Source organism: Evansella halocellulosilytica (assembly GCF_002335745.1).
Classification (GTDB): domain Bacteria; phylum Bacillota; class Bacilli; order Bacillales; family Salisediminibacteriaceae; genus Bacillus_CA; species Bacillus_CA halocellulosilytica.
The window spans coordinates 666,697-689,972 of record NZ_NIST01000001.1 but is presented as its reverse complement, the minus strand read 5'-3'; the positions used below and the strand labels follow the sequence as shown (position 1 = coordinate 689,972).

Genomic DNA, 23,276 nt, shown 5'->3' with positions numbered 1-23,276 from the left:
CGATTCACTCCTGCTTCCTTATTGATAAGGGAGATACCGGGATACTTTTGGTAAACTCTCCCATTCATTCTTATCAAAAACACGTAACTTCCAGATAACGAGTATGAAAAGCGCTCCACCTGCCGTTGAGGTGAATATTGCATTCATGCTATAAACTAGACGTTCTGGCAACTGAAAATTTAATAATAATATTTGCTCGACGGCAAATTGTACGATTAAAACAAAAGCTGCCATTATTGAAAGAGATATCATCCATTTTCCCCAAAATAAACGGTTAAATCCTTGAAAGAGATGATTCTTTTTCATATACATAATTAATAAAATAGCGACAATCATAAAACTCCCCGCCGAAGCTAAGGCTGCACCACGAATCTCAAATTCGGGTATGAGCACGATGTTAAGCATAAATTTAAGGACTAAGCCTACTAATAAAACGACAAATGCTGCACCAGACCTATACACCGCATGGAGCAGTGCAGCGCCAGTCATAAACATTGACCCGAACAATACGGTTGTAGCAAGAATTTGCAAAGACACTTGTCCATCATGATTCATATACAGCATCGGGTTTATAGACGGCATGAGTGTGATTAATCCTATTGCAGCCGCTCCGCCATATACAAGACACACTTTTAAGGACTGTCCAATATATTGCTGGACTAAATTGTTTTTTTTCGTCATATATGCTTTCGTAATAAACGGGAGGACTGCGTATGAAAATACAGTTGTTACTACTGCGCCAAACTGCACTAACGGCCAGCTCCTGTCATATATACCTTTTAAAACAGCAGCAGATGATCCATCTACTTCATTTAGTAATAATCGATAAACCATAAAGGCATCTATGAGCTGATAGATGATGAAAGCCATTGCACTAATAGAGACGAATAAACCGGAAACGATCAGATCTCGGAAGTCTCTTCCTATTTGGTCATATTTAATCGTCGTTACTTTTTTCAATACATTTAATGAAAAGATCCCTTTACTGTAGTAGCCAAGTATTGCGATGCCTGCAAGACCACCCGCAAACGCTCCAGCCCCTGCAGAGATTCCGGCTTTATATGGGTCACCACTGTACTGCATAGCAACTGCAGCGACCATGATAATCATGACAACACGTACGAATTGTTCTCCTACTTGTGAGAATGCAGTGGGCAGCATCATTTGCTTTCCTTGGTAGTAACCTCTGCCAACAGCTAAAAACGGTAAAGTAAAAAAAGGCAACGCCAACCACTGTATCGGTCGTGTTAACTGTCGATCTCCCATCAATATTGCAATATATTCAGCGAAATAGAACAAACAGATTCCGACACTTGAATACAAAGCAGTTAAAAATAAAAACATACGAAAGATCCGTTGTCCATTATTTCCGTTAAACGGTTTATCTGCCTCACCTTCTGAAACGATCCTCGCAATGACGACAGGAATTCCATAGCTTCCTAAAACGAGGGCAATTCCGTAAATAGGATACACTTGCTGGTACACATAAAAACCGTGGTCGCCAGTAAAGTTTTGATAAGGAACTTTATATAAAGCACTTAATCCTTTCACAATAAATGCAGCTAATGATAAATAAAGTGCACCTTTCATCCATGAATGTTGTTGTTTCAATTTATTGTTCAATCCTAACTAATTTAAATATTCTCCGCAAAAAGTGAACCATTTCATCTCGTGCTATTATAGCACAAGAAAACCTTACCTAATCTTCCGGCAAACCCACTTCGCTAATTGAGCTGATTAAGAAAAGCGCAAGGCGCCCGCCTATCGACGAAAAGCGCTGCCTCTTCCTCTTCTAGTATCACTTTGAAGCTAGATCCGTCAACCGGGCAATACGCCACGTCCTGTAGCATGCCCGGCATTAGGACGTCCTGTCCGTTGAGCCAAATCGCTAGATCAGATCTTCGGCTAAAACCCCCGCGTCCTGCGGGAACACCGAAGTCACCACATCTGTGTGGAAGCTCGTGTAGTAAACGCTCGTTCCTGCTAGTTTAGACAACAATCGAGAGACTAATATTTTATAAATTCTTATCTTTTAAAGGAAAAAATCCCTCGTTCAAAATGAATACGAGGGATTTAATGATGGCAACATCTATTTTGTTACAGGTTTGTATTGTCCGGGTATACTTTTCGATGATATGGCCAATCGGTTCCAACTATTGATCGTGATAATGATCGTTACAAGATCAATATATTGTTTTTCATTAAAATGAACGTGAACTCGCTCATACAAATCATCTGGTACTCCGTTTACCGAAATGTTTGTCACTGCTTCTGTTAATTCAAGTGCTACCCTTTCTGTTACAGAATAGAATGGTGACTCACGCCAAGTATTTAAACAGTAAATCCTTTGCTCAGTTTCACCATTTGCCCGGGCATCCTTTGTGTGCATATCTAAACAGAATGCACAGCCATTCATTTGGGAAGCACGAATTTTAATCAATTCGATTAATTTCATATCAAATCCTGTTGTATTTTTGTACTCCTCCAATTGACTTATTAATTTGAAAACTTCCCGGTTTGTCCTCATGTAGTTAATACGTTGCTCCATGTCAATCTCCTCCATTAAAGTATTTTTGGTCTTCACTAATATGACAAAATAGAGGATCGATTTGTGACAAAAAACAAAGCAGGCTGTAGAGAAAAATTTCTCTACAGCCTGAGAAAAGGACTGGCGTCCCTTATCATTAAGATTTCCTATTGTTCCATTTGTCTTGCTAAAAAGCCTGCTGCTGTTTCTGCCAGCTTCTTCTCGACATCCCCAAAGCTGTTAGAGTCTTTTGAAACTAAAACAACAGCTCCGATTGGATCACCACTTGCAATAATAGGTGCGATACAGCATCCATGAACTTCTTCTTTCGAGTCACCTGCCAATTCGTATTCCCCAGTTTGCGCTTCAAGGATCGTTTTCCGATCATTCATTGAAGATTCGACAAGCTGTCCAATACTTTTATTGTAATATTCCTTCTTAGATCCGCCTGCAACCGCAATATATGTATCACGGTCTGCTATGAGGACGGTGTGGTTTAAGCTGTCATAAAGTGCTTCAGCGTATTCTTTCGCAAAGTCCCCCAGTTCAGAAATTGGTGAATATTTCTTTAAAATGACTTCCCCGTCACGATCAACGAAGATTTCTAATGGATCCCCTTCACGAATACGCAAAGTACGTCGAATTTCTTTCGGAATAACGACACGTCCTAGATCATCGATACGGCGAACAATACCAGTTGCTTTCATACTTACGTTGCCTCACTTTCCTTGTTGAATTCACATTGATGTTCTTGCATGCAAGTATTGAATAAGAAAAATCGGCTTTTCGCATTGCATAAAATGAAATCTTGTCTTTATTATCCATTAAAAAAAAAGAACTATTCACCATTTCAACAAGAAATTTGCACAATATCTCATGAATAAGTTATCCGCAAGTAAAACGAGCGGTGCCATTTCATCATAAAAGGGCACTTTACCACCCTTTAAAGGACCTTATTAAATTTTAGGTTGTCCAAAAGTATTTTGAGGACACCTTTTCTTTCACATTATAATCAAATAGAATTCGAAATCGCTATCGGCGAATGCTTTCACTCCAAAGCACAAGTGTGACATCTACTCGTGCTGCACTTCGTTTGCATTCGTAGTGTCTTCTTTGCAGCGGGCAATGCCTCAACTTCCGGAGGTTGGGACAAAACCCAGTTAATATGAGTGGCACTCACCGACAGTGAGTGCCATTTCTTCCTTTTTCAGGTACTTACTTTATATGGGGTTGATTGTTTCAAAAACACTCGCTTGCCGCGGAAAGCGAAGTGTATTTCAACTGCGATCCAAATAAAAAGTGTACAAATTAAAAAAGCATAATAAACAAATTCTGAGACTGTAATCATTTTTAATAAGATGAATTATGAAATTGATTCAAATAAATAAGAAAAACGAGCTGAGATAACATACCTCAACTCGTTTTTCTGCCAAGCCATGGACGTTTAAGACAACCCCTTTTCTTCTGAAACCATTTAAGAACTAGCAGAGCTTGCTTCCTTCTTTACGTTGTCCAATTCAGACAGAACCTTTTCGAGAATCGTTAAATATTCTCCATCCGTTAATGTCTTTGTTTTTAAATGGATCATAATTTGTTTTCCAGTCATCGATAAGTTTAACTTTCGAGAAATTTGATTCACGACTGAAAATAGCTTTGAGCCATCAATTTGATTGGTCGTTTTCTCACTTAACAGTACTTTACACTGATCACTTTTTTCCACTATATTTTCAATTCCGTAATGAACGGCATATTGTTTAATGCGAGATACTTGGAATAAATAGCCGACTTCTTCAGGGTAATCACCAAATCTGTCGATCATTTCTGATTGTAAATCTTGGATGTCCTGTTCCGTTTCCAAACTTTTAAACCGCTTATACATATCAATTTTTTGTTTTGAATCAGAGATATATCCTTCTGGAATATATGCATCAACTTGAATATCCAATTCTAATTCAGGCTGTTTTTCCTTTTTAGTTTTTTCTTCAGGCGTTTCTTTACGTTCATCAATGGCTTCTTTTAACATTTGTGAGTAGAGGTCAAACCCTACTGAAGCGATAAACCCATGTTGTTCCGCTCCTAATAGATTCCCTGCGCCGCGAATAGACAAATCTCTCATCGCAATTTTGAACCCAGAGCCAAGCTCGGTAAATTCCTTTATTGATTGCAGACGCTTTTCAGCAACTTCTGTTAACACTTTGTCCCTTTGATGTGTAAAGTACGCATAAGCTACACGATTTGACCTGCCGACACGCCCACGAAGCTGATAAAGCTGAGATAGCCCCATGCGATCAGCATCATGAATAATCAGTGTATTAACATTCGGGATATCTACACCCGTTTCAATGATCGTCGTTGTAACGAGTACGTCCGTATTCCCTTCCAGAAAATCGATCATAACTGACTCTAATTCTGTCTCAGTCATTTTCCCATGAGCAAATCGAACATTCGCATCGGGAACGAGCATTGAAATTTTATCAGCCATCGTCTCGATATCTTCCACTCGATTATAAAGGTAATAAATTTGGCCTCCTCGTGATAGTTCACGCTCTATCGCTTCTCTCACTAATGCATCATTATGCTCTACAACATACGTTTGAACAGGGAAACGGTTTTCTGGAGGTGTTTCAATGACTGATAAGTCTCGTACTCCGAGCATTGACATATGGAGCGTTCTCGGAATCGGTGTCGCAGTTAATGTTAGGACATCAACGTTCGCTTTCATACTTTTAATTTTTTCTTTATGAGTCACACCAAACCGTTGTTCTTCATCGACAATTAACAAACCTAAATTCTTAAATTGAATATCTTTTGATAGTAAGCGATGAGTTCCAACGACGATATCCACTGTCCCTTTCTTTAACCCATCGGTCGTTTCCTTCTGTTCTTTTCTCGTTTTAAATCTGCTCAATAAGCCAACATTAATGGCAAAGTCTTGGAACCTTTCACGGATCGTTTCATAATGCTGCTGAGCAAGGATCGTTGTTGGAACAAGAAAGGCAACTTGTTTACCATCCATAATCGCTTTAAAGGCAGCACGAAGCGCGACCTCTGTCTTTCCATATCCAACATCCCCGCATAAGAGCCGGTCCATTGGACGCTCCCGTTCCATATCCTTCTTAATTTCTTCAATCGCCCTAACTTGATCTTCCGTTTCTTGGTATGGAAATGATGATTCAAACTCTTGCTGTTCTGGTCCATCTTTTGAAAAAGCGTGACCTTTACTTGCCTCTCGTTCTGCATATAGTTTAATTAAATCGTCCGCAATATCTTGTACAGATGAACGCACTTTCGTTTTTACTTTTTTCCAGTCATTTCCGCCTAGTGCATACATTTTCGGTTCTTTTTCTTCCGATCCAACATATTTTTGCACCTGGTCAATTTGTTCAACGGGAACGTACAATTTATCATTTCCAGCATAGGAAATGTGCATATAATCCTTATGAATGCCGCCGACTTCTAACGTTTTTATCCCTAAATATTTTCCGATTCCATGGTTTGTGTGAACGACCCAGTCGCCAACCTTAAGCTCTGAATAACTTTTAATTCTTTCTGCGTTAGAAAGCTTCTGGCGGCGCTTCGGTTTTTTCGCTTTTTTTGTAAAAACTTCTTCTTCCGTAATAATGATTAATCGTTGCATCGGTAATTCAAACCCTGACATAAAATGTCCGAGCATAATTTGTGTTTGTCCCCTTGCAGGAACTTGATCAGAGTTTACGATAGCGGCTTCTATATCATAATCTGCAAGCACTTGTTTAAGTCGCTCTGCCCTTTGTTCATTGCCTGCCATAACAGTAATCGAATAATTCGCTTCCTTCCATCTCTCTACTTCAGATTTTAATAAATGAAGTTGTCCATGGAAGTTCTGCATCGTTTTACTTTGAATATTGACGATATTTTTTGGATTTGTAGACGGAACATGTCGTAAAAACAAGCTTAAGTAAACAATTGGGGTTGCTGTCTTTGTAAACAATTCCTCCCAATCTTTTGATAGCTTTAAGTTCGTCACTGTCGCTCCTTGTGAGAGCATCGTTGTATACCACTCAGCTTCTTCTTTTTCTAAACTTTGTCCCATCTCTTGGACTCGACTTACTTCATCGATCGAAATCATACTATGATCTGGTAAATAGTCTAGTAATGTATAACGATCATCATAAAACAATGACATATATTTATATATCGAATCGAACATCGTTCTCTGTTTTAACCAATCAATTTCTTGACCAACTTGCTCTGACATTTTCTCCTTTGTCGCTTTATCTTTCACTTTTGCTAGACTTTCAGCTAATCCGGCTTCCAACTGGCTAGCTCCATATTGAAACTGTTCTTCAGACAGCAGTACTTCCTTTGCAGGTCCAATCAGAACGTCTTTTCCTTGCTTCATTGAGCGTTGTGTTTCAACGTCAAAATATCGAATTGAATCTACTTCCGTATCAAACAATTCAATTCTTACAGGCAGTTCTTCTGTTAAAGGATAAATATCTATAATTCCGCCGCGTAAACTAAATTCACCTGGAGCTGACACCATATCTACGCGCTGAAATCCCATCGCAACTAGCTGGGATAATGTTGTATCTAAATCAATATCTTTCCCTGATTCAAATGCTATTTGGTATGATTCCCACAATTGCTTCGGCGGCAGTAGTCTTCGAACACCTGCCATTGGTGAAATGACAATCGCTTCCTTTTTAGAGGCTAAACGATTTAAAACTTCAATTCTCTGCCCTCTCATCTCAGGGCTAGCAACCGCAATTTCTGAAGCAATTAATTCATTAACTGGGTATAGAAAGACAGACTCTTCTCCTACAAGAGAAACGAGATCGTCATATAATTTTTGTGCTTGGAACAAATTGTGGGTTACAACTAATTGAGTACGTTTCGTCTCGTTGAAAGCGGAAGCAATGACAAGAGACCTGGCTGAACCACTCAAGCCAGATACCATTTGTTCTGATATATTCGCTTCTATACCCTCAATGATGCTCCCAACATCATCACCATTCTTAATGGATTGTAATAATCCTTCCATCCTTCTCCTCCTTATCATCTGCTGGAAAACGATCATTTATTTCCTGTTAATTTCCATATAATCTATTAATATGATTCATGAACTATTTTCGTAATCCTCTATTTTAAAAACAGACATGTCTAAATTTTTGTTAATCGAATAAGACCAAGTGGATTCCCAATATGATATATCATGATATCCTTACATACAAACTTTCATATTCAGAGCTAGTCATCCCTCTCATTTTACTAGAAAAATGCTTTGGCACGCTGCACCAAAGCTTGTCGAACATTGTCTTAATGAAGAAAAGACTCATAGGCATGATAATCTGGGTTTGTTCGAAGGGTGTTTTCACAGTCTTCGCAAATTGTTTTGACTTGAATATGACCTTTTGAATCATACTCAATCATCTCTTTTCGCTCCTCGTCAGTCAGTTCATGAAATCCTAGTTGTCGTTCATCTGCAGACCATTGGCTAATCGTACCCACTTTTTTGGTGCAATGTCGACAATAATAATGGATAGCCATATGAACCCTCCTTACCATTCTATGCATCACAATACTCTTTAAGTAGTATGATCAGAAGGATAAGGCTCTATGCATCCTCTATAGTATTTAATTATACTTATTCATGACGTTAGCAAATGATGTTTTCGTCCATTCCTCGACAGCTTCAGTTGCTTTTTCAACAGCTTGATCGACTTCTGCTCGTTCCTCTTCCTGAAAACCGCTTAACACGTAATTTGGTACTGCCTGGCCTTGGGGTGGACGGCCAATTCCTACACGGATTCGTTTGAATTTATCTGTACCTAACTGTGAAATGATCGATCTAATCCCATTATGGCCGCCATGTCCGCCTTTTTGACGTAAACGAATCGCGCCAGGCGGTAAATCTAAGTCATCATAAATGACTAATAATTCGTCTATCCTTATTTTATAAAAGTTCATAAGAGGAACGATCGATTCACCGGATAAGTTCATATATGTTAATGGTTTTAACAGAAAAATTTTCTCTTCACCTATTTTTCTGTATCCAAATGCTCCTTTAAATTTTGACTGATCTAATTCAATTGATAGTTGCTGTTGACAACGATCAATGACTTCAAACCCAACATTATGACGTGTCCCATCGTATTTGGCCCCCGGATTTCCTAAGCCAACGATTAGTTTCATTGGTAAGTCCTCACTTTCTACTTCATTCTTTCTTGAAAAAAGCTTTTTTAATAACATACGATCTCTCCCTTTATTATGATTGCCCTCTTTCATCGGCAAAAATCGCACTTACGATGAAAAGAGGCATAACCTGGACGGTTATACCTCAAGTCCTTTATTCCTTATTCTTGATTGTTATCTTCATTTCCTGCTTCATCCGATCCGACTAATTCTGGCTCTTGATTACCAGAATCACCACCAGCTGCTGGCTCTTCAGGCTCTTCAGTAGGTGGAAGGATTGAGACAATAACTTCTTCAGGATCGTTGTTAAATTCAAATTTCGCTCCAGCTTTTAAATCTTTCACTTGGACCGAATCATTGACGTCTAGCTTTGATACATCAACATCAATGGCTTCAGGAAGGTCTGCTGGAAGTGCTTCCACTGAAAGCTCATAAACAGCATGCTGAAGGACCCCTCCGTTTTTTACACCTACTGAATCACCGACGATGTGTACCGGTACGTCAGCACTCATCTTACTCTTCATATCAACAGCATAAAAATCAACGTGAATAATTTCATTTTTTATGCGGTCATATTGTAAGTCGTAAATCATTACATCTGTTTGTTTACCGTCTATGTCAAGCTTAAAGACGCCTGTTTTCCCTTGCTTTCGAAGTGTTTTAATAAAAACTATCTCATCGACAGTAACAGGTTCGTTGCCAAATGATTTACCATAAATAACACCTGGTACTCCACCTTGTTTGCGAATCTTATTAAGTCTTGAACCTCTTCGATCTTCTCGTTTAGCTGCTTGTAATACTGTAGCCATGTCTTTTCACCTCATAATTTTTTTCGGTCTTCTTACTTTTTTCCCTAATTTGGGTGTTTAAAAACTCTTTTAAAAAAATGATTTGAAACGCGAGACTCTTTTAGAAGTAACACACCTTAACGTACTCGAAAACTTTTTTTACGACGTTCAAATTTTCCCGGGAAAAATTACTGGCAAAAAATCAATATAAGTATCTCTTTTACCCTTTATTTGAACATGCTTGTTAGTAGATCCTGATGTCATTTATTACACATTTTTCGAGGATGTTCAAAAAGTCCAGGGATGCGTTGACTCGTTTTTTGTTACTCACGTATGTATTAACACCATACGTTCCGCTACTGAAAACTTCGTCGCTTTGTTCTATTCGCCCCTTTTGAACATGCACTTTAATTAAACAATCGACTTACTGAGCGTTGTTCATGAACATGGATAATTGCTTTTGCAAGCAATGGTCCAACAGATAATTGAGTGACTTTATCAATCATCTTCTCTTCAGGTAATGGAATCGTATTTGTGACGACAAGCTCTTTAATTTTAGAATTTTGAATTCTCTCGATTGCTGGTCCAGATAGAACTGGGTGTGTACTACAAGCATACACTTCTTTTGCTCCATTCTCAACCATTGCACTTGCAGCTAACGTCATCGTACCAGCAGTATCGATAATATCATCAATAATAATCGCTGTTTTCCCTTCAATATTACCAACAATATTCATCACTTCAGCCATGTTCGGCTTAGGACGACGTTTATCAATAATCGCGATTGGTGCCTTTAATCGATCTGCCATTTTTCTTGCTCGTACAACCCCACCGTGGTCAGGAGATACAATGACAATGTCATCTAAGTTCTTTGCTTCAAAGTAATCAGCAAGAATTGGTACACCAACAAGCTGATCTACTGGAATGTCGAAGAAACCTTGAATTTGTGTCGCATGAAGATCGAGAGCAATGACCCGACTCGCTCCTGCTGTTTCAAGTAAATTCGCAACTAATTTCGCCGTAATCGGTTCTCGAGAACGAGCTTTGCGATCTTGGCGCGCATAGCCATAGTAAGGCATTACGACATTGATCGTTTTCGCAGATGCTCTCTTTAATGCGTCGATCATAATTAATAGTTCCATAATGTGTTCATTTGCCGGCGAACTTGTTGATTGAATGACGAAAATATCACACCCGCGAATACTTTCCTCAATATTAATTTGGATCTCACCATCACTAAAACGGGTAACTGAGCTTTTACCCATTTCTACCCCGATGTGGTCTGTAATTTCATGAGCTAAATCACGATTAGAATTTAGCGTAAAAACTTTTAAACTGTCATCTCCATACTGCTGTGCCATGGCTGCAAAAACCTCCATAAAATATTATTAAAAGATAAGCGTGTGTTCAAAAATTAGTCAGACATACACTTGCTTTATTTTTTCTTTCTTACATAACCTTCTTTATTCGTTTGACGCCCGCGAGCTATCGCAAGTGCTTCTCCTGGAACATCGTCCGTAATCGTTGAACCTGCTGCGATATACGCTTCTTTTCCAACCGTTACCGGGGCAATTAAGTTCGAATTACACCCGATAAATGCTCCGTCTTCAATTTTCGTTAAGTATTTCTTTTTACCATCATAGTTTACAGTTATTGAACCGCAACCTACATTTACTTGCTCACCAACCTCTGCATCTCCTAAGTAGCTTAAATGAGAGGCTTTACTTCCATTCCCCATCGACATTTTTTTCAGTTCGACAAAATTACCAACACGTACATCGTTACCGAGCTTCGTTTGCGGCCTTAAATGAGAGAATGGACCAATGGACACATTCTGTCCAACTTCACTGTCATGTACGACAGATTGTTTTATTTCAGTCCCATTGCTGATTGTACTGTTAAAAATCTCTGTATGAGGACCAATTGTACACCATTCACCTATCGTAACATCCCCTTTGATGATCGTTCCTGGATAAATGACTGTATCTTTTCCAATTTTCGCATCAGCGGATACATATGTTTGGTCTGGATCAATCAGAGTTACACCTTCACGCATTAACTTTTCATTTATACGCGCTCTCATTGCTTTCTCTGCTCGACTTAAAGCAACCCGGTCATTAATTCCCATCGATTCGTTGAAATCCTTTGTCATATAAGCAGCAATGACTTCTCCTTGCTTTTGGAGAATTTCAATCACGTCTGGAAGATAATATTCACCCTGTACATTATCATTATTGACATACTTCAACGCTTCAAATAACGTACGATTATCAAAACAATAAGTTCCTGTGTTAATTTCTTGAACTAGTCTTTCCTCTTCTGATGCATCTTTATGCTCAACGATCTTTTCTACGGATCCATCACCGTTACGAATAACCCGGCCGTAACCTGTAGGATCATCGGCTGAAGCCGTTAAAACCGTTGCTTTAGCACCCTTTTTTTCATGCTCATCAATTAATGCTTCGATCGTTTCTTTCGTTAGTAAAGGCGTATCCCCGCAAAGAACAACCGTTTTTCCTTCTTGACCTTGAAGACTTTCTTCCGCTTGCAATACAGCATGTCCTGTTCCAAGTTGTTCTTCTTGTAAAGCATATTCGATATTCTCGCCTAACTGTTCCTTCACCATTTCGGCTCCGTGACCAACAACAGCAATCGTCTTTTCTACGCTGCATTTTGATAATTGATCGACAATATGTTGAACCATTGGCTTTCCACAGACAGGATGAAGCACTTTATATAAGTCGGATTTCATCCTTGTCCCTTTCCCAGCAGCGAGAATCACTGCAAATCGTTTATTCATATCGCAACCTCCAAGGGCTCAATTTTCCATTACGAATATATCTTATATTGCCTTTCATTTCAAGATACAAAGAAACCCATCATGCAAGTTCACGGCTATTATATGAAGCGTAGACGTTAAAATATCTAGGTTTTTAACAAATGTGACAAAAAAATAACCTAGTCTTATTAGGACTAGGTCTCGTTTTTAAGAAGCACCCGCTTCTTCATATTCAACTTCATCTCCCGCACGTTCATACTCAGTTAAAACCGCCGACTGAATCTTTTCACGTGTTTTAGAAGAAATTGGGTGAGCAATATCTCTAAATTCTCCATCCGGAGTACGCTTGCTCGGCATAGCCACGAACATACCATTATTGCCGTCGATCACACGAATGTCATGTACGACAAATTCATCATCGATGGTAATAGATGCGATTGCAAGCATACGACCTTCCGTATTCACACGGCGAAGTCTCACATCTGTTACTTCCATATCTGCCACCACCTTTATCCAATAAATAGATTTCTGTTATCACGATTCTACATCGAAAGCAAAAAACCTTCTTTTTTTGTGAAAAAATATGGAATAAATTTATTCTTTGAAATTTACTGTAAATTTTCAGCATACCAACTCATTCTTCCCTTGTTTAACAAAAGACATGCATGTTTATATAATTCGATCAAAAACATAGTAGCACAAACCGCGCCTTGGTTTGTGCTACTTCTTTGAGACTGTTTTAACTTTGCAAATAATAGTGATCATCAAACAAGTTACCTCGTTCAACTTTTATCGTTTTCTTCTTTTCGTCCATTTGCGACAGTTTTGTTAATGAAACATACTCTGAGACAAGCTTTTCTTCCTCATGGACAGCTTCAGTTAAAACACCGACACCCGCTACAGTTGATTGGAATTCAGAGACTAAATCCATCATTCCTCGGATTGTTCCGCCTGCCTTCATGAAATCGTCAATAATTAATACATTTGAGTAAGGCTTTAAGCTGCGTCTTGCTAAAGACATTGTTTGAATCCGCTTTTTCGATCCCGATACATAATTAATACTGACAATTGAACCTTCCGTAATTCGATGTTCATGTCGAACGATACTAACCGGCACGTTTAAATGGCTAGCAACAGCATAAGCAAGAGGAATTCCCTTCGTTGCCATCGTCATGACTGCATCAACTTCTGAATGGCGGAAACGTGAAGCAAAAATTCGTCCGATATCTTGGATCAATTTAGGGTTTCCGATGATATCCATCATGTATAAGTATCCACCGGGCAAAAGACGATTCGAATCCTCAAGCTGACCACAAAATGCATCAACATCTCTTTCAGTTTGTAAACGGTCCACTGTAGGAATATATGTCACTCCTCCAGTCGCACCAGCTGTCGTTTCAATCGTGCCGACATTTTTCGCTTCAAATACCTCTTTTATAATGCCGATATCTTCACTGATCGAAGATTTGGCAGATTGGTATCTTTCAGAGAAATATGTTAAAGGAATTTGATGGTGAGGGTTGGATAAAAAGTAATTCGTCATGTCTACTAACCGGCCACTTCGTCGATATTTCATAGAAACCTCCGTAAAATCCGAATATTTTAAAAGTAATATATCACTTTCATACGGACTTTACAAGTTCCCTCATCCTTTACGTATGTTTTTTTCCAAGAAGGCGAACGGGGTACACTTGTTCAACAAACCCTTTTAAACCATTATATAAACGTTCAGCTTTTGAGTCGTTTTGAGTGAGCGCAAATACAGTTGGGCCACTTCCGCTCATGACTGCTCCATCTGCGCCAAACTGTTTCATACGTTCTTTAATTTTTCTAACCTCTGGATGCATGTTAAATGTAATACTTTCCATCACATTTTCTAAATGATCACATACTTGCTTGAAATTTTCCGATTCGATCGCTTGTACCATTACATCTGTTTTTGGATGTGTTAATTGATCCACTTTTATTCGTTGATATACCTCTTTCGTTGACACACCGATCGGCGGTTTCGCTAACACAACCCAGCAAGGTGGCGGAGAGTCAATAAATTCTAATTGTTCACCACGGCCTCTTGCAACAGCGGTGCCGCCATGTACACAAAACGGAACGTCTGAACCTATTTCTAGCCCTATCTCTGCAAGCTCCTCCATTGTTAAACCGAGACCCCACATATCATTCAACCCGCGTAATACAGCTGCAGCATCTGTACTTCCTCCTGCTAAGCCAGCTGAAACAGGAATTTGTTTGTCGATAAAAATGGATACTCCTTTGTTTATGCCTAAACGCTCCTTCAGTTTTTGCGCAGCTTGATAGGCAAGGTTATTCTCATTATTAGGTACGTATCCTTTCGTTACATCAATCATGATTCGATTTGTATGTAAAGGAGTTAAATGGATTCTGTCTGCAAGATCAATTGTTGTCATGATCATCTCCACATCATGAAAACCGTCGTCCCTTTTTCGAACGACATCTAACGTTAAATTTATTTTAGCCGGGGCTTTTACTACTTTCATTGTCATCACCTACATTTCCGTCACAGTTACTTTCGTTATTTTACCATTTGTTCACAGGCGAGACTAGTCTATCTGAATGAAAAAGCCAAAGCAGTATATACTTTGGCTTTTGTCACAGCATGTTTAACGTTTCTCTTCGGATAGCTGTTGCTCTGCTAATTCTATCGCACGTTTCACCATGTTACCTGCATCCCGCGCTTTAATTCCGCCCCAACCTTCTTGTTGAACGGTATCATAGAAGCCAAGCTCCTTCGCTAGTTCTTCCTTAAAGCGGTCTGACATGACGCTTCTTCTCCTACCCATGCGAAACAACCCCTTCCATAAGCTGTGACAACTTTATTGTTCCCTGAAATGGATCGAATACCGAAGTGAATGTTTACCTATTCCCCCTATAAAAAGAAGTCACTTCACAAAAAAGGAGTGAAAAACAAAAAAAAACAATTGCCCAAAAAAGAATCTATAATCATTCACACGATTATTAGACCTTTTCTTGAGCAATTGCTCTTACGAGTGAGCCTGTTCAAAAGAAACAAGCTAGAGGTACTTTTTCTTTACCTTCTCTTATACTTGTTCAGTTGCTTTAGCTTCCTCACATACGCTTAACTTTACTGTTTCTGTAAGAATATCTGTGTAGCTGTAAGACACACGTTCGACTGTATTTTGATCTTCATCTAACTTAATCGTAAATACCGCAGGATACGTGCCTTCTAATAAACCTGAGCGTTCAATCATCTTTTTTCTTCCGCCGTTTGCTTGAATCGTAATTCGCTTACCGACATTTTCATCTAAAGAACGTTTAATCTCAATTAAAGTTTTTGCCATTGACTACACCTCACTATTCAATAGCTTACCACATCGAACGAACATTGTCAAATAAAACTAAAATTATAACAATGGACTACATTATGTGTCAACTATTTTTTTCAGACTTCTTCCCTTATAATGTGTCAAATTCTGAAAAATATGTATATGACTCATAAATGAAACCACTAAATTTGACGAATTTCCAAATCAATTGGATAATAAAACGAAAAAAGGGCTGCCTCCAAAGTTAGTACTTTGAGCTGCCCCTGTTTTATATGGAAATATGTTACTCTTCTTCCTTTTGATGGTAAAATGGCATCCCTCTTCTTAAAGCTCCATTCGTTTCTACACCGCCTAATCCTTTTTCCCCTGTCAACGAAATTTTTAAAATATCCCATATTCCAACGCGTTCCATAAAAGGAGTCAGGCTTACCTTTGACACGACATACACAGGATCTAGAGCATGAATATTAATCCGCTCAGGTGAACTGGCAAAATTTGCTCCTGCCTTTAAGATCGATTGGAAATGTGATTGACAAGCACCAGCAAAAATAACTAAATGGTCCATATAAGGAACCACTTTCCTCGCCTCTTTTACCGCATCAACGAAGTGACGTGAGTTGCGATATGCTTTCATATCCTGTTTAGACCCTTTGTTTTTCGAATAAGCGTCATGTCCTGTAATAACAAGAATATCAGGACGTACCATTTCAATTAAAGAGGCCGTTTGTAACGGCATCTCTTTTTCCTTTACATGAACCCCGTATACCGGAACACCTAATTTATCATATACTTCCGTACACTTTTTTAAATAAAGAGGATCACCATCAATATGAAGCACTCTGCCAGGAACTTCAAAATAGTCGTTTTTTTTTGTATAGCCTGATGTTACTTCAAATTCCGTTTTTTCTCGAATTAATTTTCGCTCCTGTCGGAAAAGCTGATAGCAATTTTCTTCCTTTGCTTTTTGATGATTTTCACGTTTTTTTCTTTCTGTTTCTTCAAGTATAATCAAGTCTTTTAAAGGGGCATCTGCAATAAGCCGCATATCCTCCCCATGTAAAATAGCTGTATTTCCTTCAACCTGCTTTACACGAAAGACAATATCACAATTATAAGACGAGCGTCCTACAATATTCCCTTCTTTTATCGATGACATGACAAACGCCTCCTCACACGATAACGTATGCGAGAAGGCGTTTTAATGCTACTATTTGTAAAGTACTGCGTAGAGGACATGACTTAACAAAGCAAATTCCTCCATAGATAAGGATTCTCCTCTTCTCCTTGACTCAACATTCGCATCATTTAAATAACCTTCAATCTCTGTTTTCGGCAAATTAAAATGCTTGGACAAGTTATTTAATATCGTCTTACGCCTTTGCTTAAATGATGCTCTTACAATGTCAAAAAAGAATTCCTCATCCGGCACATCTACTGGCGGTTCATCTCTTAAAGTAAGACGTAATATCGCAGAATCAACATTAGGCTGAGGAACAAAAACACTTTTTGGTACAGTAAAAACGGTCTTCGCTTCCGCATAATACTGAGCTGCAATAGAGAGGGAACCATATTCTTTACTATTCGGCTCTGCTGCGATTCGTTCAGCGACTTCTTTTTGAATCATGACGACAATTGCTCGTACAGGAAGCTTTTCTTCTAGTATTTTCATTAATATCGGTGTCGTCACATAATAAGGAAGGTTCGCCACGACGGCTAGATCATCATACCCTTTAAATTGTTCAGTAATTACTTGACTGACATCTGCCTTAAGTACATCACGATGGATAATATGGACATGCTCGTAAGGCGAAAGTGTATCCTTTAAAATCGGAAGTAACCGTTGATCAATTTCAAATGCGACTACTTTTTTTGCTCGTTTTGCAATTTGCTCTGTAAGCGCACCGATCCCAGGTCCAATCTCAATAACTCCAGAAGCATCTGTTACATTCGATGCTTCAACAATTCTGTGAAGCACATTCGTATCAATAAGAAAGTTCTGTCCTAAACTTTTCTTAAAGGAAAAACCATATTTTTCTAGAATCTCTTTCGTTCGTTTCGGTGTAGCGATGTCTTTCTCAATCATTATTCGACTGCTCCCTTTCTATTTGTTGTAAAGCAGCGATAAATTCCTCTTTCGTTACTCTAAACTGATGAAGGCGTTTTAATAGCTGTTTTCCATTTGTATACCCGATTTTCAAGGTTGCCCCAAGCTTTTCACGGCGCTGTTTAGCCCCTTTACCGGCAAGGAGACCCGCTGTAATTAAGTCAGTATGTGTAATCAGTGCATCACCGTCATTTGTATAAGACGGCTTCGCCTGCTGTAAAGCTGCGAGGATATCATCTTTTGAAGCGTGCTCGACACCGACTTTTTTCTTGCGGTTATCGATTGCATCTGCTTTTTTTAAAAAAGCGTGTTTACATCCTGGAACAGCCCGATCAATCGTTTTACGTATTTTCTCACCTGGATAATCTGGATCTGTAAAGATGATCACCCCACGCCGTTCTTTTGCCAACTGAACTTGATGAATGACATCTTCACTTACAGCAGAGCCATTCGTCTCAATCGTATCGCAATCAACCGTATGACGAAGAGCATTCGTATCACTCTTCCCTTCGACAACGATCATCTCTTTAATAAATGTTTTTACCATAAACCGTTCCCCTAGATTTGTCGCCTGTTTTCTTTTATATTGTGATCAATTACATCAAATTGATGTCTCAAAAGCACATTATCCATGAAAACAATTGAAATTTGAAATTTATTTTATCTTTTGTGAAACTTTTTCACCATTGATACGTCTAATATATTGAATGATATCATAATGCCTCATGAAACTGAACTTCATTATTTAGATGTGATAATGAGCAAGAAAAAAACACAGAGAAGAATCTCTGTGCCTATCTATAATAAGTCATTAAAGCTATTCAAGTACTCGAATTTCAACCGTTCTTCTTCCGAATGAACTGACATCACCACTATCAGGCATAAAAATATCAATCTTATTACCTTGTATCGCTCCACCAGTATCAGCAGCTAAGTAAGTCCCATAACCCTTCACTTCTACTTGAGATCCTAGCGGGATAACACTTGGGTCGACTGCTATCACTTTTGCATCTGGATTGTCATGTAAATTAATACCTGTTGCTGTTACACCAGAGCATCCGTTACAGTTAGCTGTGTACGCAGTGGCGTTAAACGATTGCCAGCTTCCTTTAGAAGATGAACTGCTCGATGATGAATCACTAGATGACGAGCTGTTATTAGAAGATGAGCTACGGGAGACAGTCGGCGTTGGACTTTTCGTTCCAACAGCTACGATACGGTCTTCACTATCTCTTACGACATCTTCTTTAACAAGTTCTCTCGAAACTTCTTCTCCATCTTCGAGGGTCACTTCGTAATGTTTTTCGATTTTACCATCTTTTCCGCTTTGAACAACTTGTTCAGATCCTTCTTCTAACGAAGAATCATTTTCGGTTACTGTTGCAAAGTCTACTGATTCTTCAACAACATCGGTGACTTTTTCTACACGAATGACTTGAACATCAGCTTCGCCATTAAGCGATTCATCTGCTGATGGTTCAACGCGATCCATCTCTCCTAGAGCAATGTCTTCTCTCTCTAAAAAGTCAGCGACCGTTGTCGAAGTCGTCCAACGTTCATGTTCCTCACCATCACTAATTAATGTAACGAGAAAAGCCTCTTCAAACGTAATATTTGTGTCTGCTGTCAACTCTTCATCTAATGATGGTTCAATTAAATCATGTTCTGTTACCTCCACATCCAATTCGTCCATAAGCTCTTGAACGGTTGAAGCTGTCGTCCAAACAGTTTTCATATCTCCATCAAGGTTTACGACAATTTGTTGTGCAGGTATATATTCGATATTCATGGCTTCGGTGATAGCTGTATCTAAAGATGGTTCGATATAATCATGTTCTCTTACATCAATTCCATGTTCTTTCAATACCTCTCCAACAGTCGATGCATGGGTATATATCGTTTCTTCTGTTTCTGCTTTGACGGTCACTGAAGTTTTTGTCAGCTCATAAGTCGCAAAGCCGATAATCCCCATCATAACTATGAGGCCTATGCTGGATATGGCAATTTTTCTCCATGTAAACTTGGAGAGAAAACGCTTCATCCATTGATTCATGGTTGAACCCCTCCCTCAGAAACCGAATTATACCTCTATCTCACCACCTTGTCAATTAAAATTCTGAGAACTCTTACCTAGACATTATGATATAAAGAAAATGAATAGGAAAGAAAAAACTATCGACAAGACTACTCTATGCAAAGATAGGACATTGTAGAACGAAAGATTTTAATCCATTATTTGGACATGTTCATCCATGTTTCGAGGAATTCTATTATCAAATTAGGCCGAAAAGTCTTTGGGCATTTAATGTCGTTTGCTCGGAAAAATCTTCAAAATCCATTTCTCTTAGTTCAGCAATTTGTTCTGCAATTAATTTTACATAAGCAGGCTCGTTTCGCTTCCCGCGATATGGATGTGGCGCAAGGAAAGGCGCATCTGTTTCTATTAAAAGCCGGTCTAACGGGATTTCTTTTACGACTTCTTTTGGCAGTTTTGCATTTTTAAATGTAACAGGACCGCCAAATGAAATATGAAAATTCATATCCAGACACTTTTTAGCAATGTCTAAGTCCCCTCCGAAACAATGCATTATGCCCCCGACCTCTTTGGCATCTTCCTCATTTAATATTTCCACAATATCTTCATGCGCATTACGATCATGAATAATAATCGGAAGGTTAACTTTTTTTGCTAAATGAATTTGTTTTCGAAACACTTCTTTTTGTACGTCTTTAGGTGATTTATCCCAATGATAATCAAGACCTGTTTCTCCGATGGCAACCACTTTTGGGTGGGCTGCTAACTGTTCAATCCAATCTAAATGTCTTTGCTCTAAATCAATCGCATCCACCGGATGCCATCCGACAGCTGCGTATAAACCTTCTTCACTCTCAACAAGTTCCATCGCTTTTAATATTGTTTTTTCATCGAATCCAACGACCACCATCTGTTTAACTCCAGCATCTCTAGCTCTTGCAATCGTTTCTTCTGTATCCGTTTCGAATTGATCTGCATTTAAATGAACATGTGTATCAAATAGCACGCTTACGTCCTCCTTATTTAGATCAACAACAAGGCTGTCTCAACGGTGCGCTTTCACACAAGTTGAATTCATCATTGTATGAAAACGCCCTTACAAAGTATGAGACAGCCTCAATTTATATCATTTACTTTACTTGAGATCCATTCGGCAATGAGTTTTCTACTGTTGCCAAGGTTAACTCGTCACCGTTCGATCCTGCTAATATCATCCCTTGTGACAACTCACCTCGAAGTTTCACTGGCTTTAGATTCGTTACGCAGATAACTTTTTTGCCGACAAGTTCTTCAGGATCATAATGTTTCGCAATTCCAGAAACGACTTGACGCTTTTCATAGCCTAAATCCAATTGGATTTTCAACAATTTATCCGCTTTTTTCACTTTTTCAGCTTCTATTACTTGCGCCACTCGTAAATCGACTTTCGTAAAATCATCAATCGTGATTTCTTCAACGTCTGGAACTTCTACACTGTTTTGTTCCTCTTCTTTCTTTTCTTCTTCCGTTACAACTGTGCCACCCATCGTTTCAACAATGTGAGTCACCTCTTCTTTTACATCTAAGCGCGGGAACAAAGGCTCACCTTTACGAACAACGGTCAACCCGCTTTTTAATTGTCCAAACAACTGGATTGACTCCCACGTCACTTGTTCTTCAGTAATACCTAATTGACTCCAAATTTTCTTAGGAGTCTCTGTCATAAATGGCTGAATTAACACTGAAATATAGCGCAATGATTCAGCTAAATGATACATAACTGACCCTAACTGCTCTTTTGCATCAGGATCTTTTGCAAGAATCCATGGCTGTGTTTCATCAATATACTTGTTCGTCCTGCTCACTAATTGCCAGATCGCAGTGAGAGCAACGGAGAATTCCATATCTTCAAGCGATTTCTCCACTTTATCGACTGTAGCATGGACAAGTTCAACGAGAGATTCATCAACAGGTGTTGCATTTTTTACATACTGAGGAATTTCACCGTCGAAATACTTGTTAATCATCGCTACTGTTCTGTTAAGTAAATTCCCTAGGTCATTTGCTAAATCATAATTGACACGCTCAACAAAGCCTTCTGGTGTAAAAACGCCGTCTGATCCGAAAGGTACTTCACGTAATAAATAGTATCGAAGTGAATCAAGCCCGTAACGGTCAATTAACGGGACAGGATCAACGACATTTCCTTTTGATTTAGACATTTTTCCGTCTTTCATTAACAGCCATCCGTGTCCAAATACTTTTTTAGGTAAAGGAAGGCCTAATGCCATTAACATAATTGGCCAGTAAATCGTATGAAAGCGAACGATTTCTTTTCCGACTAAATGAACATCTGCTGGCCAGAATTTATGATATTTCTCATCATTTTCACTACCATATCCTAAAGCAGTAATGTAGTTTGATAAAGCATCAATCCATACATAAACGACATGCTTTGGATCCTTATTCACTTTCACTCCCCAATCGAATGATGTCCGTGAGACTGCTAAATCTTCAAGACCTGGTTTAATGAAGTTATTAATCATCTCATTTTTACGCGATTCTGGTTGAATGAACTCTGGATTTTCTTCATAAAACTCTAACAGGCGGTCTGCATACTTACTCATCCGGAAGAAATATGATTGCTCTCTCACTTTTTCGACAGGGTGCCCACTGTCTGGACTCTTTCCCCCGATTACATTGCCGTTTGCGTCATATTCTTTGTCATCTAACTGAGTTTCTGTATAAAACGTTTCATCTGATATAGAGTACCAGCCTTCGTATTCATCTAAATAAATATCACCTTGCTCTAGCAATTGATCAAAGATCTTTGCAACGACTTTTTTATGACGTTCCTCTGTTGTTCGAATAAAATCGTCATAGGAAATGTCTAGCTTTTTCCATAGACTTTGAATATCTGAAACGATATCATCAACGAACGCTTGCGGTGTCACACCTTTTTCTTTTGCTTTTTGCTCGATTTTCTGCCCATGTTCATCTGTACCTGTTAAATATGTGACATCATACCCGCGCAGCCGTTTATAGCGTGCCATAGCATCACCGGCTACTGTTGTATAAGCATGACCAATATGAAGCTTTGCACTTGGGTAATAAATCGGCGTTGTAATATAAAATGATTTTTTTTCTTCTGGCATTTTATTTCCTCCTTCTACACTCATAACTTTCAATTTCATTGTTCCAACATTCATGGTTGTTCAAACGATTTGGGGACGAAAAAAACTCCCGTCCACCATGGGACGAGAGTAAACTCACGCGGTACCACCCAAATTCACTGCTTTTATAAAAGGCAGTCTCGAGTAGCTGCAAAAGAAAGCTTTGCAACAAACCCAAGTAACGCTGGGTAACGTTTCCCCCTTACACATTGAAAATCAAGTATGTTCGGTCAAATTCCCGCTACACTTAACTGTCAATAACGCTCGAAAGAAAACTTCTCAAAGGACCATATTCAAAAGTTCTGCTCATACCAGTTTTCAGCTCCCCTGGCTCTCTGTCATGAACATTGCTTTTTACTCATCCTGTCATCGAAGAAAAAAGGTTATTCAATGTTTT

20 protein-coding genes are annotated in these 23,276 nt (G+C 38.9%); all 20 read right to left on the bottom strand.

All coding sequences use genetic code 11. The annotated features are described in order from the left end of the window. Positions 1-18: 18 nt before the first annotated feature. Positions 19-1,611 carry a putative polysaccharide biosynthesis protein gene (locus CD001_RS03075; protein ID WP_096186155.1) on the bottom strand — a complete coding sequence of 531 codons (1,593 nt, stop codon included), beginning with the start codon at positions 1,609-1,611 and terminating at the stop codon, positions 19-21. A 478-nt stretch (positions 1,612-2,089) separates the two neighbouring features. Further along, entirely contained in the window at positions 2,090-2,548 is a 459-nt protein-coding gene (locus CD001_RS03070; RefSeq protein WP_096186154.1) for a carboxymuconolactone decarboxylase family protein, read from the bottom strand. Between the two features lie 146 nt (positions 2,549-2,694). Then, entirely contained in the window at positions 2,695-3,234 is a 540-nt protein-coding gene (gene spoVT, locus CD001_RS03065) for a stage V sporulation protein T (protein ID WP_096186153.1), read from the bottom strand. Between the two features lie 767 nt (positions 3,235-4,001). After that, positions 4,002-7,550 carry a transcription-repair coupling factor gene (gene mfd / locus CD001_RS03060; RefSeq protein WP_096186152.1) on the bottom strand — a complete coding sequence of 1,183 codons (3,549 nt, stop codon included), beginning with the start codon at positions 7,548-7,550 and terminating at the stop codon, positions 4,002-4,004. Between the two features lie 275 nt (positions 7,551-7,825). Further along, positions 7,826-8,056, bottom strand: a complete 231-nt coding sequence (locus tag CD001_RS03055; RefSeq protein ID WP_096186151.1) for an anti-sigma-F factor Fin family protein — start codon at positions 8,054-8,056, stop codon at positions 7,826-7,828. A gap of 87 nt (positions 8,057-8,143) precedes the next feature. Further along, positions 8,144-8,701 (bottom strand): aminoacyl-tRNA hydrolase, encoded by a 558-nt coding sequence (gene pth, locus CD001_RS03050; protein WP_096190469.1) that lies wholly within the window; start codon positions 8,699-8,701, stop codon positions 8,144-8,146. Positions 8,702-8,862: 161 nt separating this feature from the next. Next, on the bottom strand, positions 8,863-9,510 hold the full coding sequence (locus CD001_RS03045; RefSeq protein WP_096186150.1) for a 50S ribosomal protein L25/general stress protein Ctc: 648 nt from the start codon (positions 9,508-9,510) through the stop codon (positions 8,863-8,865). Between the two features lie 386 nt (positions 9,511-9,896). Next, positions 9,897-10,850, bottom strand: coding sequence for a ribose-phosphate diphosphokinase (locus tag CD001_RS03040; protein WP_096186149.1), 954 nt, complete (start codon positions 10,848-10,850; stop codon positions 9,897-9,899). A 74-nt stretch (positions 10,851-10,924) separates the two neighbouring features. Further along, positions 10,925-12,289: a bifunctional UDP-N-acetylglucosamine diphosphorylase/glucosamine-1-phosphate N-acetyltransferase GlmU gene (gene glmU, locus CD001_RS03035; protein ID WP_096186148.1), complete on the bottom strand. Its 1,365-nt coding sequence runs from the start codon at positions 12,287-12,289 to the stop codon at positions 10,925-10,927. 186 nt (positions 12,290-12,475) lie between these two features. After that, complete coding sequence (gene spoVG, locus CD001_RS03030) at positions 12,476-12,763, bottom strand: septation regulator SpoVG (RefSeq protein ID WP_096186147.1); 288 nt, start codon at positions 12,761-12,763, stop codon at positions 12,476-12,478. Positions 12,764-13,007: 244 nt separating this feature from the next. Continuing rightward, positions 13,008-13,844, bottom strand: coding sequence for a pur operon repressor (purR, locus tag CD001_RS03025; protein ID WP_096186146.1), 837 nt, complete (start codon positions 13,842-13,844; stop codon positions 13,008-13,010). A 76-nt stretch (positions 13,845-13,920) separates the two neighbouring features. Continuing rightward, on the bottom strand, positions 13,921-14,781 hold the full coding sequence (ispE, locus tag CD001_RS03020; protein ID WP_096186145.1) for a 4-(cytidine 5'-diphospho)-2-C-methyl-D-erythritol kinase: 861 nt from the start codon (positions 14,779-14,781) through the stop codon (positions 13,921-13,923). A gap of 123 nt (positions 14,782-14,904) precedes the next feature. Continuing rightward, positions 14,905-15,084, bottom strand: coding sequence for a small, acid-soluble spore protein, alpha/beta type (locus tag CD001_RS03015; RefSeq protein ID WP_096186144.1), 180 nt, complete (start codon positions 15,082-15,084; stop codon positions 14,905-14,907). Between the two features lie 258 nt (positions 15,085-15,342). Further along, positions 15,343-15,603: a biofilm formation stimulator Veg gene (gene veg, locus CD001_RS03010; protein WP_096186143.1), complete on the bottom strand. Its 261-nt coding sequence runs from the start codon at positions 15,601-15,603 to the stop codon at positions 15,343-15,345. A gap of 268 nt (positions 15,604-15,871) precedes the next feature. Then, the gene (gene yabG, locus CD001_RS03005; protein ID WP_096186142.1) at positions 15,872-16,744 is read right to left on the bottom strand and encodes a sporulation peptidase YabG; all 873 of its coding nucleotides are present in this window, start codon (positions 16,742-16,744) and stop codon (positions 15,872-15,874) included. A gap of 51 nt (positions 16,745-16,795) precedes the next feature. Then, entirely contained in the window at positions 16,796-17,668 is an 873-nt protein-coding gene (rsmA, locus tag CD001_RS03000; RefSeq protein WP_096190468.1) for a 16S rRNA (adenine(1518)-N(6)/adenine(1519)-N(6))-dimethyltransferase RsmA, read from the bottom strand. Then, positions 17,664-18,239, bottom strand: coding sequence for a ribonuclease M5 (gene rnmV, locus CD001_RS02995; RefSeq protein WP_096186141.1), 576 nt, complete (start codon positions 18,237-18,239; stop codon positions 17,664-17,666). Before rnmV ends, rsmA begins: the two co-directional genes overlap by 5 nt. 270 nt (positions 18,240-18,509) lie before the next feature. Next, positions 18,510-19,745, bottom strand: a complete 1,236-nt coding sequence (locus CD001_RS02990) for a G5 and 3D domain-containing protein (RefSeq protein WP_096186140.1) — start codon at positions 19,743-19,745, stop codon at positions 18,510-18,512. 220 nt (positions 19,746-19,965) lie between these two features. Then, positions 19,966-20,733, bottom strand: a complete 768-nt coding sequence (locus CD001_RS02985) for a TatD family hydrolase (protein WP_096186139.1) — start codon at positions 20,731-20,733, stop codon at positions 19,966-19,968. Between the two features lie 124 nt (positions 20,734-20,857). Then, the gene (metG, locus tag CD001_RS02980) at positions 20,858-22,861 is read right to left on the bottom strand and encodes a methionine--tRNA ligase (RefSeq protein WP_096186138.1); all 2,004 of its coding nucleotides are present in this window, start codon (positions 22,859-22,861) and stop codon (positions 20,858-20,860) included. Positions 22,862-23,276 lie beyond the last annotated feature (415 nt).

Bases quoted from the DNA above. Each gene is read 5' to 3' on its own strand.
- rnmV (WP_096186141.1), bottom strand. From the start codon at position 18,239: ATGGTAAAAACATTTATTAAAGAGATGATCGTTGTCGAAGGGAAGAGT.
- ispE (WP_096186145.1), bottom strand. From the start codon at position 14,781: ATGAAAGTAGTAAAAGCCCCGGCTAAAATAAATTTAACGTTAGATGTC.
- CD001_RS03040 (WP_096186149.1), bottom strand. From the start codon at position 10,850: ATGGCACAGCAGTATGGAGATGACAGTTTAAAAGTTTTTACGCTAAAT.
- veg (WP_096186143.1), bottom strand. From the start codon at position 15,603: ATGGCAAAAACTTTAATTGAGATTAAACGTTCTTTAGATGAAAATGTC.
- CD001_RS03045 (WP_096186150.1), bottom strand. From the start codon at position 9,510: ATGGCTACAGTATTACAAGCAGCTAAACGAGAAGATCGAAGAGGTTCA.
- CD001_RS03015 (WP_096186144.1), bottom strand. From the start codon at position 15,084: ATGGGTAGGAGAAGAAGCGTCATGTCAGACCGCTTTAAGGAAGAACTA.
- metG (WP_096186138.1), bottom strand. From the start codon at position 22,861: ATGCCAGAAGAAAAAAAATCATTTTATATTACAACGCCGATTTATTAC.
- CD001_RS03070 (WP_096186154.1), bottom strand. From the start codon at position 2,548: ATGGAGCAACGTATTAACTACATGAGGACAAACCGGGAAGTTTTCAAA.
- glmU (WP_096186148.1), bottom strand. From the start codon at position 12,289: ATGAATAAACGATTTGCAGTGATTCTCGCTGCTGGGAAAGGGACAAGG.
- CD001_RS02990 (WP_096186140.1), bottom strand. From the start codon at position 19,745: ATGAATCAATGGATGAAGCGTTTTCTCTCCAAGTTTACATGGAGAAAA.
- spoVT (WP_096186153.1), bottom strand. From the start codon at position 3,234: ATGAAAGCAACTGGTATTGTTCGCCGTATCGATGATCTAGGACGTGTC.
- purR (WP_096186146.1), bottom strand. From the start codon at position 13,844: ATGAAATATCGACGAAGTGGCCGGTTAGTAGACATGACGAATTACTTT.
- mfd (WP_096186152.1), bottom strand. From the start codon at position 7,550: ATGGAAGGATTATTACAATCCATTAAGAATGGTGATGATGTTGGGAGC.
- yabG (WP_096186142.1), bottom strand. From the start codon at position 16,744: ATGTCATCGATAAAAGAAGGGAATATTGTAGGACGCTCGTCTTATAAT.
- CD001_RS03055 (WP_096186151.1), bottom strand. From the start codon at position 8,056: ATGGCTATCCATTATTATTGTCGACATTGCACCAAAAAAGTGGGTACG.
- pth (WP_096190469.1), bottom strand. From the start codon at position 8,701: ATGAAACTAATCGTTGGCTTAGGAAATCCGGGGGCCAAATACGATGGG.
- spoVG (WP_096186147.1), bottom strand. From the start codon at position 12,763: ATGGAAGTAACAGATGTGAGACTTCGCCGTGTGAATACGGAAGGTCGT.